This window comes from Brevundimonas sp. (genome assembly GCF_047617075.1).
Lineage (GTDB): Bacteria > Pseudomonadota > Alphaproteobacteria > Caulobacterales > Caulobacteraceae > Brevundimonas.
The window spans coordinates 248,302-263,861 of sequence record NZ_JBLGCI010000004.1; the positions used below are offsets into that span (position 1 = coordinate 248,302).

13 protein-coding genes and 1 pseudogene are annotated in these 15,560 nt (G+C 64.1%); 10 read left to right on the forward strand and 4 right to left on the reverse strand.

Translation table 11 applies throughout. The annotated features are described in order from the left end of the window. Positions 1 to 23 precede the first annotated feature (23 nt). Positions 24 to 350 carry a DUF1648 domain-containing protein gene (locus ACI8U3_RS06290; protein WP_415014006.1) on the forward strand — a complete coding sequence of 109 codons (327 nt, stop codon included), beginning with the start codon at positions 24 to 26 and terminating at the stop codon, positions 348 to 350. A gap of 1,134 nt (positions 351 to 1,484) precedes the next feature. Here the strand turns inward: ACI8U3_RS06290 and rplS are convergent. The 3 genes and pseudogenes from rplS to ACI8U3_RS06305 all read right to left on the reverse strand — a co-directional run. Beyond that, positions 1,485 to 1,856 (reverse strand): annotated as a pseudogene (rplS, locus tag ACI8U3_RS06295) (50S ribosomal protein L19); the annotation flags it as partial. A gap of 6 nt (positions 1,857 to 1,862) precedes the next feature. After that, positions 1,863 to 2,174 carry a hypothetical protein gene (locus ACI8U3_RS06300; protein ID WP_415014007.1) on the reverse strand — a complete coding sequence of 104 codons (312 nt, stop codon included), beginning with the start codon at positions 2,172 to 2,174 and terminating at the stop codon, positions 1,863 to 1,865. Continuing rightward, positions 2,167 to 3,339: a CHAT domain-containing protein gene (locus tag ACI8U3_RS06305; RefSeq protein WP_415014008.1), complete on the reverse strand. Its 1,173-nt coding sequence runs from the start codon at positions 3,337 to 3,339 to the stop codon at positions 2,167 to 2,169. The genes ACI8U3_RS06300 and ACI8U3_RS06305 overlap by 8 nt, the downstream gene beginning before the upstream one ends. Positions 3,340 to 3,503: 164 nt before the next feature. On the opposite strand from ACI8U3_RS06305, the gene ACI8U3_RS06310 reads away from it, so the two are divergent. The 4 genes from ACI8U3_RS06310 (at position 3,504) to ACI8U3_RS06325 (ending at position 7,106) form a co-directional block, all read left to right on the forward strand. After that, positions 3,504 to 3,824: a hypothetical protein gene (locus tag ACI8U3_RS06310; RefSeq protein ID WP_415014009.1), complete on the forward strand. Its 321-nt coding sequence runs from the start codon at positions 3,504 to 3,506 to the stop codon at positions 3,822 to 3,824. Beyond that, positions 3,821 to 4,921, forward strand: a complete 1,101-nt coding sequence (locus ACI8U3_RS06315; RefSeq protein WP_415014010.1) for a hypothetical protein — start codon at positions 3,821 to 3,823, stop codon at positions 4,919 to 4,921. The genes ACI8U3_RS06310 and ACI8U3_RS06315 overlap by 4 nt, the downstream gene beginning before the upstream one ends. A gap of 164 nt (positions 4,922 to 5,085) precedes the next feature. Beyond that, complete coding sequence (locus tag ACI8U3_RS06320; RefSeq protein ID WP_415014011.1) at positions 5,086 to 5,601, forward strand: hypothetical protein; 516 nt, start codon at positions 5,086 to 5,088, stop codon at positions 5,599 to 5,601. 497 nt (positions 5,602 to 6,098) lie between these two features. Further along, positions 6,099 to 7,106: a WD40 repeat domain-containing protein gene (locus tag ACI8U3_RS06325; RefSeq protein WP_415014012.1), complete on the forward strand. Its 1,008-nt coding sequence runs from the start codon at positions 6,099 to 6,101 to the stop codon at positions 7,104 to 7,106. Positions 7,107 to 7,175: 69 nt separating this feature from the next. On the opposite strand, the gene dcm is transcribed toward ACI8U3_RS06325, so the two are convergent. Then, positions 7,176 to 8,249 carry a DNA (cytosine-5-)-methyltransferase gene (dcm, locus tag ACI8U3_RS06330; RefSeq protein ID WP_415014013.1) on the reverse strand — a complete coding sequence of 358 codons (1,074 nt, stop codon included), beginning with the start codon at positions 8,247 to 8,249 and terminating at the stop codon, positions 7,176 to 7,178. 414 nt (positions 8,250 to 8,663) lie between these two features. Between dcm and ACI8U3_RS06335 the strand changes: the two genes are divergently transcribed. Genes ACI8U3_RS06335 through ACI8U3_RS06355 form a run of 5 tightly spaced genes read left to right on the forward strand, consistent with a single transcriptional unit; the run spans position 8,664 to position 15,558 of the window. Continuing rightward, positions 8,664 to 10,337 carry an ATP-binding protein gene (locus tag ACI8U3_RS06335; RefSeq protein ID WP_415014014.1) on the forward strand — a complete coding sequence of 558 codons (1,674 nt, stop codon included), beginning with the start codon at positions 8,664 to 8,666 and terminating at the stop codon, positions 10,335 to 10,337. Beyond that, a complete protein-coding gene (locus ACI8U3_RS06340) occupies positions 10,334 to 11,149 on the forward strand; it encodes an HNH endonuclease (RefSeq protein ID WP_415014015.1) in 816 nt (271 codons plus the stop codon). Before ACI8U3_RS06335 ends, ACI8U3_RS06340 begins: the two co-directional genes overlap by 4 nt. Continuing rightward, a complete protein-coding gene (locus ACI8U3_RS06345; protein WP_415014016.1) occupies positions 11,136 to 12,968 on the forward strand; it encodes a DEAD/DEAH box helicase in 1,833 nt (610 codons plus the stop codon). The genes ACI8U3_RS06340 and ACI8U3_RS06345 overlap by 14 nt, the downstream gene beginning before the upstream one ends. Beyond that, a complete protein-coding gene (locus ACI8U3_RS06350) occupies positions 12,965 to 13,387 on the forward strand; it encodes an EcoRII N-terminal effector-binding domain-containing protein (protein WP_415014017.1) in 423 nt (140 codons plus the stop codon). The genes ACI8U3_RS06345 and ACI8U3_RS06350 overlap by 4 nt, the downstream gene beginning before the upstream one ends. 8 nt (positions 13,388 to 13,395) lie before the next feature. After that, on the forward strand, positions 13,396 to 15,558 hold the full coding sequence (locus ACI8U3_RS06355; protein ID WP_415014018.1) for a sigma factor-like helix-turn-helix DNA-binding protein: 2,163 nt from the start codon (positions 13,396 to 13,398) through the stop codon (positions 15,556 to 15,558). Positions 15,559 to 15,560 lie beyond the last annotated feature (2 nt).

A 15,560-nucleotide genomic window follows, 5' to 3' on the forward strand; every position in this document is an offset into this window, starting at 1 on the left:
AAACTTTAACTTGGAGAAACCTCATGCTGAAATCAGTGGCTGCCCCAGCCGCGATTACAATCATGATCCTCATCGTGATTTCCATGGTCGCGCTTCTTAAGCTGCCTGCCGGCGCATCCATTCCCATGCAATGGAATCTTCAGGGGGGGGTCAACTGGAGCGCACCCAAGGCCGTGGGCGTGTGGTTTACACCGGCCATTGCATTACTGGTGCTTGGGACCTTCGCCTATGCGAGCTCGCAGAGCGAGGCCATCGCTACGCGCATGTGGCCGGTCGCATATACTATTGGATTTGTTCTCATTCTTGTACACTCCGCACACCTTTGGTTCGCTTCAAAACACTTGGGGTGACCGTATTTGGAGCGAGGATGGCAGGTCTGTTTCGACGCGAGCGAAACGCCTGATCCGAGATCGTCGCCAAAGTCGGCGCTGATCCGTTGCGCCATTAGGACGAAGAACCAAGCCCTGCCGGCAGTTCGATATCGGCGGGCAACTCCCGGACAGAGCCGCCACGGCGACGGAAGTCTGGATGTTCCTCAGACTTGGGCGGAGTCGAACCGGGGCCGCCCTGTTCGCCCCCCGGCGCGTCGCAGCCTCAAAGCAAGGCCGCACGAGCATTCAGTCGGCCTGGCGTACTTACACAACGAACATGACGTCGCTCGCCTCATCTATGCGCGTTGAATAGACATCGCGCCCGTCAGCCAGGACAGTGATGAAGCGGCCGGCCAGCGTGTTGAGATCGCCATCAATTCGGTGACGGATGACGGCCTGATCGCGGGGCCCCATCTCTGCCCGACCGATCTCCTGAACTTCGTGATCCTGGGTGTCATCGACGAAGATCTGTATGGAAAGCGGCTCGTCGGCCAGTCCCTTTTGCTTTGTCGCCGAACGCACAAGGTCCCGACAGGAGAGGTTCATCACAACGCCCTGCTTCTCGGGTATCACGCGGATCTGGCAGATCAATCGCTGATCGAGATGACGCAGCAGGCGAGCCAGTACCTCATCCTCCTTTCGCCCCGGGCTGTCGAAGAACAGCCTGGCCAGACGCACCATCGCGACGCGAGCGAGGGCGGCGACCTCATCGTCCTGGGAGAACATCAGTGGGCTGAGGTGCTCGCTCAGCCCTACGGCCAGTCGGTGGGCGTCAGCAATACTTCCGGGGTCAAAGTCCCCTTCCGGCAGCTTCTCCGTAACCTCCGACACCAGCGCCCGCACGTCTATCCCTGTGGATGCGTGATTGTGACGCGAAAGCATGCGGAAAGCAGACGTCATGGTGACGATATCCGGCTTGCTGGCGGGCGGAGCTTGCCCCGAATCAAGCTCATCATCAACGATGCCCCCAAAGGAAATCTCCGCGGTCGAATCCGGCGCAGGGGCTCGATGTTCAGCATGAACGTCAGCCTTCAGAGCGACGCCGGCGCCTGCATAAGCGAGCGCACGACTGTCGATCCGTTCACGCTCCCCGTCACCTGCTTCTCTTCGGGCTCGATCCGATCGTGAGCTCTGTCGCTCAGCGATCCTGGCCGATTTACCGCGGCGGTCGCGAAGATAGTAAAGTTTGGCGCGGCGAACGACGCCCCGACGTTTGACCTCGATACCGGCGATGTTCGGCGAAAGTATCGGGAATTTGCGCTCCACTCCTTCGCCGAACGAAATCTTGCGTACCGTGAAGCTCTCGTTCACATCGCGTCCTTCCCGAGCGATGCACACGCCTTCGAAGGCCTGTATGCGTTCTCGGTCGCCCTCTTTGACGCGGACACTTACGCGCAGCGTATCGCCCGGTCGAAATTCGGGAATGGACCTGATCGCGAGCAGGCGGCCCGCCTCCTCGGCCTCAAGCATTTGCACCAGGTTCATGCGAAGCTAGCCCCGGCGCCGAAATGTGATCTCGACCGCCCCCCTGGCCTCTGCCTCCGCGCCTCCGACGAGGAAACCGAGCTCTGCGCTGGCCGTCAGTTCCGCCGTGAGCTTGATCTCATCCAGCTGAAAGCCCCCCGGGCCGGCAGCTTCGCGTTCAAACTCCGGCCCCGATACGACGCGCCTCATCTTGGCGATCTGGTCGCGCAGCTTGTCTATTGAAATGCGGGACGAGACCGCCCCGCCTCGCACAGCGGTGTCTGTCACGTAGTGGGCTGCTTCACTACCGATCAGAGGAAAAGAATCATCGTCAGACATTGGCTGTCTCCAGGATTTTATCGACTGGTTGAAGGGTCACGTCCTGCCGGCCATAGGTCCGGTAAAGGTAGCCGGCGGCCAGGTCCTGATCCCAGAGTTCCAGACGCGCAGCCATAAGGGCATCCGCCGCAGACCTTCCGGGGTGTTGGTTCGATTGCGGCAGAAAACCTGCATAGAACGCCGACGCCATCGCCACGGCCGCGGTGCTCCTGACAGGCGTCAGCGATGCCAGAACTCCTCCTGCGTAGTGTTGCTTCGCCAGGTAATCGAGCAGGGAGAATGTCCTGTTGTCCGGGTTCGGGGCTCCATTGCAGACATTCAGGAAGTGGAATGCATTCGTGGGGAAAGCCGCTTCGTGTTCGAAGAAATCGGTTCTGCTGAGATCGACCGAGTCCGAGACCCTCAGCCGAAACTCCCGGCCTTCGTAATCACAGTGCGCGAACACATGGACGAGGTCGTAACCCAAAGGACCGAAGTGACTGAAAAGCGGATCCTTAGGCCCTCCTCTGACCAGCTCCGGCGCGATTGACCCCGTCGTCATCATATTCGGAGCCTTGACCAAAAGCGCTTCAGCCGCAGCTCCGTCCAAAGCCGTATTGCCGATCGCGCGAAGCCTGATCGGGTTGGGTATGGCCAGCACGTTTGTGCGGGGCTTGGGCCGGTATCCGGCGCGCCCGCCGAGCGAGTTCAATCGGACTTCGGGATCGGTGGATCCCACAATGTGCATCCGGCCACCCAACATCTCGCCGCTGTCAGACGATCGCTCGGGGGAGGTCAGCTCCCATGGGATCATGCGCATTGCGCCGCTCACGATCATCGTCGGGAGGCTAGGTCCGGACAGAACCCGCATCATCACATCCCGGAGCGTCCGACCATCTTCAGCAACCCGTATGCCGTAGAGCGACAGATTCAGCCTGTTCAGCAAAGAGACGAGCGAGGCGTCGGCCAGTGAGGCCCGACTGAACTCGCCGGCATTGACCAGCTCGCCCACCCGGCGAAAAACGGCGCCGGAAAGATCTATCACCTGCTGAAAGTCAAAGATGTAGATCCTGTCCCGGGTGGAGCCTCCGCCGGGGCCGTGAACCGTCAGAGCGCCATGGTAATCCTGCCCGACGGGCATGGCGTCGAGGCGAAGATCAAAAGGCTGCAGTCCGACCTGTTTCACGCACGCCCCCCGGTGTTGCGAACAAAATCAATACGACCGTTACGCGAACTTCAAGCCTTCAAATCGAACCGCCTGGCGCTTCCGGCATCAGCGATCAAATTTTACCTGCAATTTCCAGTTGCACATTCCACGATTAAAGAACATGGTTCGTCGAATTTCAGATCGTGGGGCGCGACGTGACGGAGGTTCGTTTCAAAAGGAAGTTCAAGGACGCCGGCAACAGGGCCTTCGGCTTTGTTTTCGTAACCTACAACCTGCCCGACGGCGACGTCGTCAACGCGCAGGTAGCGCTTACGAACGGCTCGGGGGAGCACACGTTTCCGACAGGCGTCTCCGGTTTCATTCTCGCCTGCCATACGGCGGGTAATCCCGGCGGGACGCTCGAGCTGACACTGACCGTAGGCGATCGCACCCTGAAACCCGAGTTCAAGGTGGAGTTCGAAGACGACACACCGGCGTACATCAAACAGTGGAGGACGCTGTGACAGGCTTTGAAGCCCCGATCCTTGCAGCTGTTCTGGCGGCGTCCTTCGCTCAGGAGGAGCCGGACGCCTCCGCACCGAGACCGGAGCTGCGCCCCGTAGCCGAAGCCCACCTGCCATGGGGAAGGGACTTTTCCGGCCTCTTCGAAATCGAGGCGGCCACGAACAAGACCGACGCCACGCTCGGACTTACGTACTCGCGGGAGCGAGAAAATGTACCGCCCGGCGGCCTGCTGCGCCTCCACACCATTTCCGCGGCCTTCACCACTCCTCTGGGAGATGACGAGGAGAGCGCGGATTTCATAACCGATCAGGGCCTCGCCGGAGTCGGTTCGGTCACCCTGGCCTATTCGCTTGCCAGCACACGGCGCATTCGAGACGAAGTCTCGCCGGCCGTTTTTGAACGCATCATAAGGGATGCGCGCACTGCCTGCCTCAGCCAGGGCCGTCACGACACGGCGATCTGCGACAGCCTTCGAAGTGATCTCCTTGCGTCCTATGTAACCTCTGCAGAGGATCGGGAAGCCCTCGGCGTCATCCCCGCCGACCACTGGACCACCCATCTGCGGATCGAGGCTACCCTTGGCGCAAAGACCTATGCGTTCCGCGACCCGACCACATTTGCGGAAGAAGAGGACCGCCGCGAACCGGTGGATGTGCTCGCGCAGATCGGCGGGGCCTATCGAGGCACCGGCGCCTGGTGGAGCGGGTGGTATCGGGGCGTGGGTCTGCACTACCGGGAGGCTTATGAGGAAGCTAGCTCCCGCACGCTGTGCCCGGCCCCGCCCCCGACCGGCCCCCAGGAGTGCTTCACCGGAGCATTTGCACCTCCTGAGCTTGATCGCACGGCGGCCCTGTTCGGCGAACTGCGGCGCGGCGGTCTCGGGGAGCTGTTCGGCTTCAACCTGAGCGCGCGAGCACGAGCGGCCTACGATTTCGAGGACGAGGTGTGGGGACTGGAGGGCACGCTCTATGTGCTCCCCGGAGGAAACGGCCGACTGAGGGGCGGCGTGCGCTTCAAGCTCCAGACCGAAGACGACGACCCGAATACGGATGACGACACAGCCGGGATCGGAATTTTTGTCGGCAGCGAGTTCTAGGTCGGCGCACACCTGCCCGCGATCTGAAAATGGGCAGTGCAGAACGCCTGACGCCCCCGGGGGCCGGCTGCCCGGCGCCTCCGCCGATACGTCCCTCGTCGGCTCCGGGACCCGTGGACAATTGCCGTTCTCTCGGACACTGTTTCGGCCGGGGGAGACGGCAGATGCACATTACCATCGACATCCTGCTGACCGTTCTGGGGGTGATCGCCGCGCCCTTTCTGGTGCAGGGCATTCGTCGCTCCCGAACACGCGCCGGGCGATGGCTGAAGATCGCGCTCGGCGTCGGTCTGGTGGCGTTCTTCCTTGTTGTCTGGGGACAGTTTGGCCGCGATCCGCTGCAGATCGTGTACTGCTGGGCGGTCCCGTCGGCTCCCACCTGCCCCGCCCCCCCGGCCGACACCCTGATCTCGGGAGCATGGCGTCTGGATGAAGCCGGCAGCCGATGCGACAGGACCATCCGGCGGAACGGAAATGATGTTGTCCTCGAAATCGAGGGCTTGCGCTTTCGAGAACAGATCGAACGCGTTGAGGACGACGCGGTCTACCTGGTGGTCACAGGGCCCGAACAGGCCGCCGGGCAGCGCTACCGCGTCGCCCCGGATCGTCGGGGCGACACCCTCACAATGACTCCCCTCCTGGGCGGTCCGGTCGAGAGATGGACAAGATGCGCAGACTGACAGCTCCCCTGCTTGCAATCCTTGCCCTGACCCCGCTTTCGGCCGGGTCCGCCAAAGCCCTGCTGGTTCAGACAGCAGAGGACGTCGCATGGGTCCGGGTCTCAGACTGCGCTTCTCTGGCCGCATTTGCAGATCGCTACGAAACGTCGCGTTATCGCCTCGTTCTGGAAGCACGGCGCGTCTCCTACGGATGCGGCGCTGCAGCTGCGTCGGGAACCGGCGCCCAGCGCGAGCGCGCAGGATCCTCCCGGAGTGTCGAAAGCCCCGGCTCCTGGTCCGGTCCTCCTGCAGTCGCCACGCGTTTGAGACTGGCGCACTCCCTGGCGACCGAGCTCGGACCGTGCCCTTCGTCCCCTGCAGCGGGAGGCGACTGCAGGGGACGTCTTCTCGGACTCGCCCCCGGCGCTTCCCGGGTCGCCCTGACCCTGGAGGCACGCGGCCCCGGCGATCAGGACCGGCTGGGCCCCAGGCTGGGATGGCTGGAGTTCCAGAATGCCGTGCAGGTCTGGGACGTCCGCCAGGGGCGGATGATCACGGTGATCGGGCCGCTGCCGGGGGAAGTATCCACCCAGAGCACCCCCGCCGGAATGTTGAGCGATGTCCTTTTCCCTGCAGCCTCCGACGTGGTGGGCATTCAGGTCGACGATCACAGCTACGCCTTCGCGCTGAGCCTGGCTTCCGGCGCATTCTCGGGTTGGGGTATTCCCCACGGACGGATTGTCAGTTCGGCCGGTGGTGATCGTTTCGCCGCAATCCTCGCGGGCGCCGGGAACTACTGCAACATCATCCTCTATGGATCTACATTCGAGAACGCGGGCGGTGTCATGGCCGCGACGGACGACCCCAACGCCTGCCTGGCTCGTCCCATAAATTTTTCTGACAATCTGTCCCGCCTGGCCGCCGTCGTCACGGACTTGGGGCCCTTGCCGCAGGAAGGGGAGCCGCCGCCGGATCAGACCGATACGATCCAGGTGATCGACCTCGAAGATGACCGGGTGTTGCTGTCCGTTCCCGGGCAGGCCGGAGCCGTCAGCCCCGACGGCCGCAGGCTGGCCGTCTGGGACGACTCCTCCGGGGGCGCCGGCCGCGGGGCGATCTACGATATCGCCTCAGGTCGACGGATGGTCACCCTGACAGGGCATGCCAGCCCGGCGATCGCTCTGGCCTGGTCCCCGGACGGAAGGACGCTCGCGACGGGCGGCATGGATTCGCTGGTCTATCTCTGGGATGCGACCACAGGCAATGAACGGCTCATGTTCGGGGGATTTCCAGGGCCGGTCTGCGGGCTGGTGTTCAGCGGCGGAGGCGAAGGCCTGATCACGCGCTGCAGACAAATGATCCGGGTCTACGACGTGGTGACGGGCAGACTTCTCGGGGGCTTCGAGATCGGTGACGACGGCGTTGAAGACCTGCTGCACGCGCCGGACGGGTCGGCAGTGGCCATACTGCGCCGCGAAAGCACATCGGCCACTGCTGTTGAAATCTGGCGGCTTGAAGAGGCCTGAGCCGAACGCAGAAGGGAGAGCGGCGGCCTTCCGCCCGCGCAACTCGACGGGAGCCGGTCTCCGGAATACTCAGGCCGCCGCCCTTCCTCTGGCGTCGTCGCCGACAACAGCCGCTTCGATGTAGGGCTTCATCGCGTCAGCGATAAACTCCACCACCGGCACCACGACCGAGTTTCCGAATTGCCGATAAGCCTGGGTGTCGGATCCGTGCAGTCGGAAGCTTCGGCTTTCCGTTTCGAAACCCATGAGCCGCGCGCACTCCAGCGGAGTGAGCCGGCGCGGCCGTTTGCCAGGCTGATCGATCAGGATCTCGGACCCGTCCTTATAATAGCGGGCCGAAAGGGTGCGGGCGACCTGATCGGGCCCGAACAGGCTGTAGCCGAAACCATTCCCCTTCCCTGCGTGCTTGGCTTTGTAGGCCTGGAGATACTCCCAGAGGCGGGGCGTCAGGGTGTATTTGGCGTCCACTTCTTCGTGGGGCTGCAGTATGGAACCCAGCTTCGGACCGGCGGCCGGATCCGGCAGCTTGAGCTTCCGGATGTCGAAATCCGTGGGCTCCCTGAACCCGACGATGAAGATCCGCTCCCGCTTCTGGGGCACCCAGGCTTCCGAGCTGATCACCCTGGCGGTGACCTGATAATTCAGTTCGTTCTCGAGCACATTCATGATCGTGCGGAAGGTGTTTCCGCCGTCATGGCGCTCAAGGTTCTTGACGTTCTCCAGCACAAACGCCGCCGGACGCTTCGCCCGGATGATCTCGGCGGTGTCGTAGAACAGCGTCCCCTGGGTGTCGCAAAGAAAGCCGTGCGGACGACCAAGGGCATTCTTCTTCGACACCCCGGCGATGGAGAAGGGCTGACAGGGAAACCCTGCCAGCAGAACGTCATGATCGGGGATCAGCGTCGGATCGGCGCTGTACTCCCTGATATCCCCGGCCAGCTCGTGATTGTCGCGGAAGTTCAGCTGATAGGTCTGCTGTGCGAACCGGTCCCACTCAGAGGTGAACACGCAGTGTCCGCCGATGCCCTGGAATCCCAGTCTCAGCCCGCCGATACCGGCAAACAGGTCGATGAAGGTGAATGCGCGCGGCGAGAAAGGGTCAGCGATGGCGCGCTTCTGAGCTGCCTGGGTGATCGTGTCCATCGCCAGTGCCGAGGGCGTCGACCTGCCCTCATCATAGCGCTTGATGCTGCGCTCCCCGACCTTCAGAAGAGCGGCGGTTTCCGCCGGGGTCAGACCCGCCTGAACGCGCAGCTGCCGGAAGGCGAGCCTTCGATCGTGTCGCGTCTGAGTCCGTGGCACCGATTCGCCCCCATCCTGTGTCGATTTTGGTCAGGCTGTCAGAAAGATTCCCGCCGAGCAACTCTGGGGGGTTCCCGCCATGTTCACCGCTCGTATCGGGCTTTTCTCCGTCATTTTCGGACGTACCGGACGGCAGGTGAGATAACGGCGCTTCAACTTTCGCCCGTTATGGTTGAGGAGAGGTAGATGGGCGCCACCCGATATCGAGTCCGCTGACACGGCGCCCGGCGTCCACCGTCCGGCGAGGAGAAACAGATGACGACGAACACACCCGGCGATGACCTTCGTAATCTGCCGGATCCCTCACGGCTCATCTACGGGCTTCGCGACACCGGCTACGATTTCAACACCGCGGCGGCGGACATCATCGACAATGCGATCGCAGCCAACGCCACCGAGGTGAATGTCCAGGTCGAGCTGCAGCAGGACGGCCGCAAGTTCGTCTACTTCGGCGACAACGGCGACGGGATGGACGCCGACGGCCTTTTCAGCGCCATGCGTTACGGGGCCCCGAAACGCGCCAGTGCGAAGAGCCTCGGCAAGTTCGGCCTCGGCCTGAAGACGGCGTCCAGCTCGATCTGCCTTCGTTACGGCCTGCTCTCCAGGTCGACGCCGGGCGCTCCGCTGGGCAAACTGGAATGGGACCTGGAGCACGTCGAGGACATCAACGACTGGAAGATGCTGCAGGAACCGGTGACGGCCATGGAGCAGCACTGGTACGATGAGCTCTGCGGCGAAGACAGCGGCACCCTGGTCGTGTGGTCCAAATGCGACCGGCTGCTGTCCCGCGATTACCTCGATGCTGGGGGCGCCCAGGAACGCCGCGCAGTGCGCAATCGCATCGACCGGCTGAAGGAGCACCTCGCCCTGGTGTTCCATCGCTATCTGGAACCTGCGGACACCACCTACCCCACGGTGAAGATCACCGTGAACGGAGAACAGGTCGCGCCCTGGAATCCGTTCTTTCCCGAGAAGGCCGAGCAGGTGCTGCCGGATCACGCCCGGATCCTGAAAATCCAGCTGGAAGACGGCTCGGTACACGAAGCGCGTATGAACGCGTGGATCCTGCCCCACAGCAAGGACCTCTCCAAGGAGGAGAATGAGCAGAAGGCGCGGATATCGAGCCGCGCCCAGGGCTTCTATATCCACCGGGAAGGCCGCATCATTCACAACGGCGGCTGGCTGGGCGTCTTCCGTTCGGACGACCCGCACTACTCCCTGCTGCGGGTGGAGTTCGATTTCGACCACCAGCTGGACGACGCCTTCAAGATCGATGTGAAGAAGTCGCGAATTCTGTTCGATCCGGCGCTCGAAGAGTCTCTGCGAAAAACCCTCACGCCCTTCTGGAACGAGGCAGACAGTCGGTACCGCCGAAGAAACAGGGAGGCGGCCAGCGACGTGGCCATCAACCACGGCAGCTCCAACAAGACGATCGCCAAGGTCTCCCCCAAGGCCGCTGCTGTGGTGGGTGTGGACGCGGACGCTCAGGAAGTGACGGTCAACAACAACCGCGGCGCCGGCATCCGCCTGCATATTCCGGTCAACAATAATGTGGACCCCGAGCGGATCTTCATCGAAGCCGTTGACGACATCACCAGTGGTCATGTCTGGGAGCCGGCTATGCGCAGCGTCGGCAGCAGCGGCCACCGCATCGGCGTGCGCATCAACCGGCACCATGACTTCTTCCAGAAGATTTATCTGCGGGCCGCCGCCCTGGGCGATGCGGTCGAGGGGATAGATTTTCTTCTGTGGGCCTTCGCCGCCGCCGAACAGAACAATTCCGATCCCGAGCTGGCCAATATGTTCGAGGACATTCGCGAGGAGATCTCGGGCAATCTTCGAAGACTTCTGAAGGATACGCCCGCGCCCTCCGCCAGAGACCTGGAGGAGATCGCCGAAGCCGTGGCTGAGGGCGGAGCAGACGCTTGACGCCCCAGCGCACCGAAACCTTACGCTCGGTGCTGGAAGACGGCACGGGCGCAGCGGTGCATGTGGACACCGACACGTCTCAGGTCCGCACCGGGCTGACGGCCTGGTTTTCGGATCTCGGATCGCGGTCGGGACCGGTGCTCAGCCTTCATCCGAGTGGTCTGCGACGCCACAAGGTTTCCGTGCGCTTCGGAAAGTTCGCGAGGCCCTGCATCGACCAGATGGGCGCGGCCTCGGCTGAACGACAAACCACGGCCCGGGCCCTGCTGCGGCGCGCAGCCTCGCAGGGCGAATGCTCCATCGCTCCTGACCAGAAGATCGACGAGTGGCGCGTAACCGGCAGCGAGTTCGCCATAGACATCCTCGTCAGGGACGTTTCGTCCCCCAGGGACGAGGAAGCCATAGTGCGGACCGCCGAGACGGTGATGGTGCCGCTTATGGCGGCCATGGCCGAACTCATCGGCTACGAGGATGAGGAGCCGGAAGAGCACGATACCGAAGGGCGTCTCACGCACAGCGTTGTTACCCGGCGCGAGCGAAGCGCCCGTAATCGCCTCCTGTGTCTTTCCATCCACGGCCATCGGTGCGCCGCCTGCGGGCTCGAGCCAGGCGACCTTTACGGCGATGCGGGCTCGATCATCGAGGTGCATCACCTTGAGCCCGTATCGATGCTGAGCGAACCGCGGCCGTACGATCCCGCCATCGATCTGGTGCCGCTGTGCCCGAACTGCCACCGCGCCGTCCATACGCGCAGGCCCGTGCCCTGGACGGTGGAGGATATCCGCAGGAAGCTCGGCCATGGCCCTGCCTGATCTCTCCGCTCTGCCCCGCAGCTTCCAGGACGCAGCATCTGTCGTCGGCGCCGAACTGGCCGTCATCGACAGTGTGCTGGACCCCGTCCTGGTCATCCGCCGCGACGAGGGCCGATACCGCGCCTTTCTGGAAGCCGTACGCATGCGCCGCGGCGAAGCGTTCCCCATGCGCGCACCGGGGCTGGACTTCGCGTGGGTGCACGATGAGACCTCGATCAGGCCTCTGCCGCTGGATATCGCAGGAATCGTCGCCGAACGGCTCGAGGGCCTCGATCCGGATGACCTCGCCTTCCCCGAGGTGCTGGCCCTGGAGCGCAGGTCCGACGACCGGCTGGGGGTGCGCATCGCACCGGACTCTCTCGCCGACGCCAGCACGCGGACTCTCGCTTCACCGGACGGGTTCGATGTTCCGGGGCTCAACGCGACCCTCTACCCCTATCAGGCGGGCGGGGTGGCGTGGATAAGCGATACGGTTCGCGAGGCGGGGGGGATCGTGCTTGCCGACGAGATGGGATTGGGCAAGACGGTTCAGATCATCGGCGCCCTGCTTCTGGATCCGCCTTCGTCCGATGCGCCTGCCCTGATCCTGGCCCCCACGACCCTGATCGCCAATTGGGTTCGGGAGCTGACACGCTTCTCTCCGGGTCTCAGTGTGCGCGTGCACCGGGGACCTGACCGAGCCCGACTGCCTCGCGACCTTCTGGGCGCGCAGGTGCTGATCACCACATACGATACGGCCGTCAACGACCTGGTGCTGTTCAGGGCGCTGGAATGGTCATGGCTGGTCTGCGACGAAGCCCAGGCGGTAAAGAATCCGGTTTCCCAGAGACGACTGGCCGTGGCGTCGATTCCGCGCCGGCGCACCGTTCCTGTGACCGGGACCCCGGTCGAGAACCATCTGCTTGATCTCTGGTCGCTGGTGGATCTGGCGGTGCCGGGACTCCTGGGAGATCAGAGCGTGTTCGAAACGCGGTTCCCGGACGATGAGCAGGCGGCGCGAGAACTGGCCGGTATCACGGCGCCGGTCGTCCTGCGGCGCCGGGTCAAGGACGTGGCCAACGACCTGCCGCCCCGCACCGACGTGGAGGTTCCGGTGGAGCTGGGCGCAGCGCTTGCGGCCGACTATGACGCCGTCCTCGATGAAACCCTGGAGCGCTATCCGGCCGCAGGGGCCCTTGTGGCCACAGGCCAGCTGCAGCTCTTCTGCGCTCATCCATGGCTTCGCTCACCAGACACCGCCGCAACGGACTGGGAAGATCGCACCGAAATCGCACGCGGATCGGGCTCGGATCTGATGACCCCCAAGCTTGAACGGGCGGTCCAGCTTCTGACCGAGGCTTTTCACAATCGTCGCAAGGTTCTGATCTTCGCCAACTTCAATGCCTGCGGACCGATCCTGAGGGAGGCCGCAGAACGCGTCGGCGCGCCAAAAGCCTTCTGGGGCGCGATCAACGGCTCAACGCCTTCAGACGAGCGCCAGCCCATGGTCGACGCCTTCACAGCCTTCGAAGGGCCCGCGGTTCTCGTGCTTAACCCCCGTGCAGCCGGCGCTGGACTGAATATCACGGCCGCAACGGTCGTGATCCACTTCACCCAGGTCTGGAACCCGGCTCTGGAGCTGCAGGCCAGCGCCCGTGCGCACCGCCGGGGCCAGACCGAGCCGGTGACGGTCTATCACATGTACTACGTCGACACCGTGGAGGAGGTGATGATGGAAAGAGCGCGTCGCAGGCGGGAGATGGGCGCAGAAGCCGTTCCGCCCAGCGGACAGGAACGCGAGGATCTGCAGCGGGCCCTCAGCCTGAGGCCGACCCCATGACGGAGATCTCATTTTCCAAGACACTCAGCGCCAACGACACCGGTCTGACCGGCGGACATCAGGCCGGCATTCTCGTGCCGAAGGGCGACCTGGAACTGCTCGCCTTTTTCCCGTTTCTCGACCCGGCGATGGAGAATCCCAGCGCCTGGATCGATGTCACGGACGAGCACGGGCAGGAGCGGCGGCTTCGCTATATCTGGTACAACAAAAAGCTCCACGGGACCGGGACGCGCAACGAGTACCGCATCACCCATCTGACCGGCTATCTCCGCGGCGCCCGCCCGGGCGATGCCCTGGTCTTCGCCGGAACGCCCGGCTCGGGCCGCTACCGCATCCATCTCGAAAAGGCCGGCGGATCGGACGTCGCTGGCGGCGAGCCGGGTGTGATCCAGCTGTCGGGCTGGCGGCGCGTACACTGAAGGTCTCTGTGGGCAGCCTGACAGACATCGGCCGTGAAGAGCGGCTTCGCCCGGTATCGGTGCTGGGCCTTGGCCCCAAGACCGCCCGCCTTCAGCAGGCCGGTTTCAGCACGCTGGGAGAGGTTCTCGATGACGCCGTGAGCGACTTCGAGCGGCTTCGGCGCCTGCCCGCCCTGGGTCAGCGGACGATCGCCCTGGTGCGCGAGCGTGTCGGCGCTGTCCTGAGCGCCACAGGCGCCTCCGGCGAGGTCGATTGGCAGGCGTTCAGTCGCCTGTGCGGGCTGCCTCAGGGAGACGGCAGTGGAGATCTTCAGCCCTTTTCCGAGACCGATCGCGCCGCTTCGGCCGAGCGACTGCATCTGGGAGTACGCACCGAACGCATCATGGCCGCAGGACTGACCACGGTGGGCTGTCTCATGGACGACTACGGTCAGGGGTTCGCAGAGCTGTTTCGCGCGCCACGCCTCGGCCAGGCCGCTGCAGCTCTGGTCGAACGTCGGCTGCGCACCCTGGACGCCTGCCGGGACCAGAACGGCGCCGTGGACTGGACGGCGTTCGAAGCGGTCTGCACCGGTCGGATCCTTACATCTGCAGCCTCGGCTGAAGAACCCGCGGCGCCGCGTTTTTCCCCGGCCGCTCTGGCCCGGCCTGTGGAAGTCCTGCGCCTGGGAACAAAAGCAAAATACCTGCGACATGCCGGGCTGAGAACGATCGGTCACCTTGAGCAGGATGACGTGTCGCTGCGTTTGGCTCGGCTGGATGGCATAGGCGCCGGCACGGCGCATATCATCCACACGCGGCTGGCCGATCTCGCCGCCAGCGCCGACGAGACCGGCGAACCCCGATGGGACGCAGCGGCCGCCTCCTGGGGCTATCCCCTCACTCCGGGCCATTCCCTGCCCACCGGAGAAGCCTTTCTCGCATCGACAGCTCACGTCATCGAACAGTGGATCGAGGCTCATGACAACGAAGCGGACCGTCTGATCCTCGGCGAACGGCTGGTGCGGTCGCGCGAAGGCAGGCTGAAACTCGACGAGCTTGGCAAACGGCTGGGCATTACCCGCGAACGCGTACGGCAGCGGGAAAGGAAGCTGCTGGACGGTCTGTGCGACGCCCTTCTGGCCGATGACCAGTCACGCTCGCCGGTGCAGTTCAGCAGCGATTTCACCGGCTGGTGGTCGCGGGCCCGTGCGGCCTTCGCCGGAAGCTCCACCCTCACCTACCCGGCTTTCGTGAGCGGACTGGAGCGGGCCTGGGGCGTACCGGCCGCGCGGCTCACGGAGATTCTGCCTCTGGCGCTGGCGGTCCTGACCGAAGGAGGACAGGTCGTACCGCCGCGTACGCCGATACCTCCGCGCCTGCTCGAGCCGCTCGACCCTGCGCTTCTTCGCATGACGATTCGCAGCTTCCCGGTGGGCCGGGCCCTGAACGACCTCGAAGACGCAGGCTGCACATCCTTCGGCGCTCTGCTTCTGGCGGCCATGGAAAACAGGCTGCCGCAGGGACGCAGCGGAGAAATCGGAGCCCGCATCCTCACGGCGGTGGCCGGCGCCCTGGACCCGGCCGGCGACATCGACGGACCGCGCCTGGCGGCCGCACTCGACCTGCCGCTGCTGCCGGAGGAGGAAGTGAGGACGCCCGGCGAGTTCCTCGAAGCATTTGACCTTTGCGCCGAAAAAGCCGCGGGGCTGGGACGCACCACCGGACGCGCTGCGGACATCTGGCGGTTTCGCACGTGCCGGCCGGCGGCGATCCGGCCCACCCTGGAAGAGACCGCCGGCAGCTTCGGCACCTGGGCGCCGAGCGTCAAACGAGAAGAATCTCTGCTGCTGGCGAGCCTGAATGCTCAGCTCGTGGACAACGAACAGGTCGCGGCCGGAGTGGTGTGGCGAGCTGAATTCCTGGCCCGGGTCGCCGAAGCGGGGAGCGTGCGTGAAGAAGCCGGCGGCGATTTCGATGACTTCATCCGCCGCCTCTCCGATCTCTGGCGGATCGATGAGATACGGCTGCTTCGGGAGGCGGCCGGCCTCTGGGCCGTGCTCTCTCTTTATCCCGGGGACAAACGCAGAAGCCGGCAGGCGCCGCGCCGTGCGCCCCCGCCGGAGGCGGCGGATGCGCCGCCCCAGGCGTCCGAGGCCATCGTGCTGAGGGGATTTCGGCGTGTTCACTGACG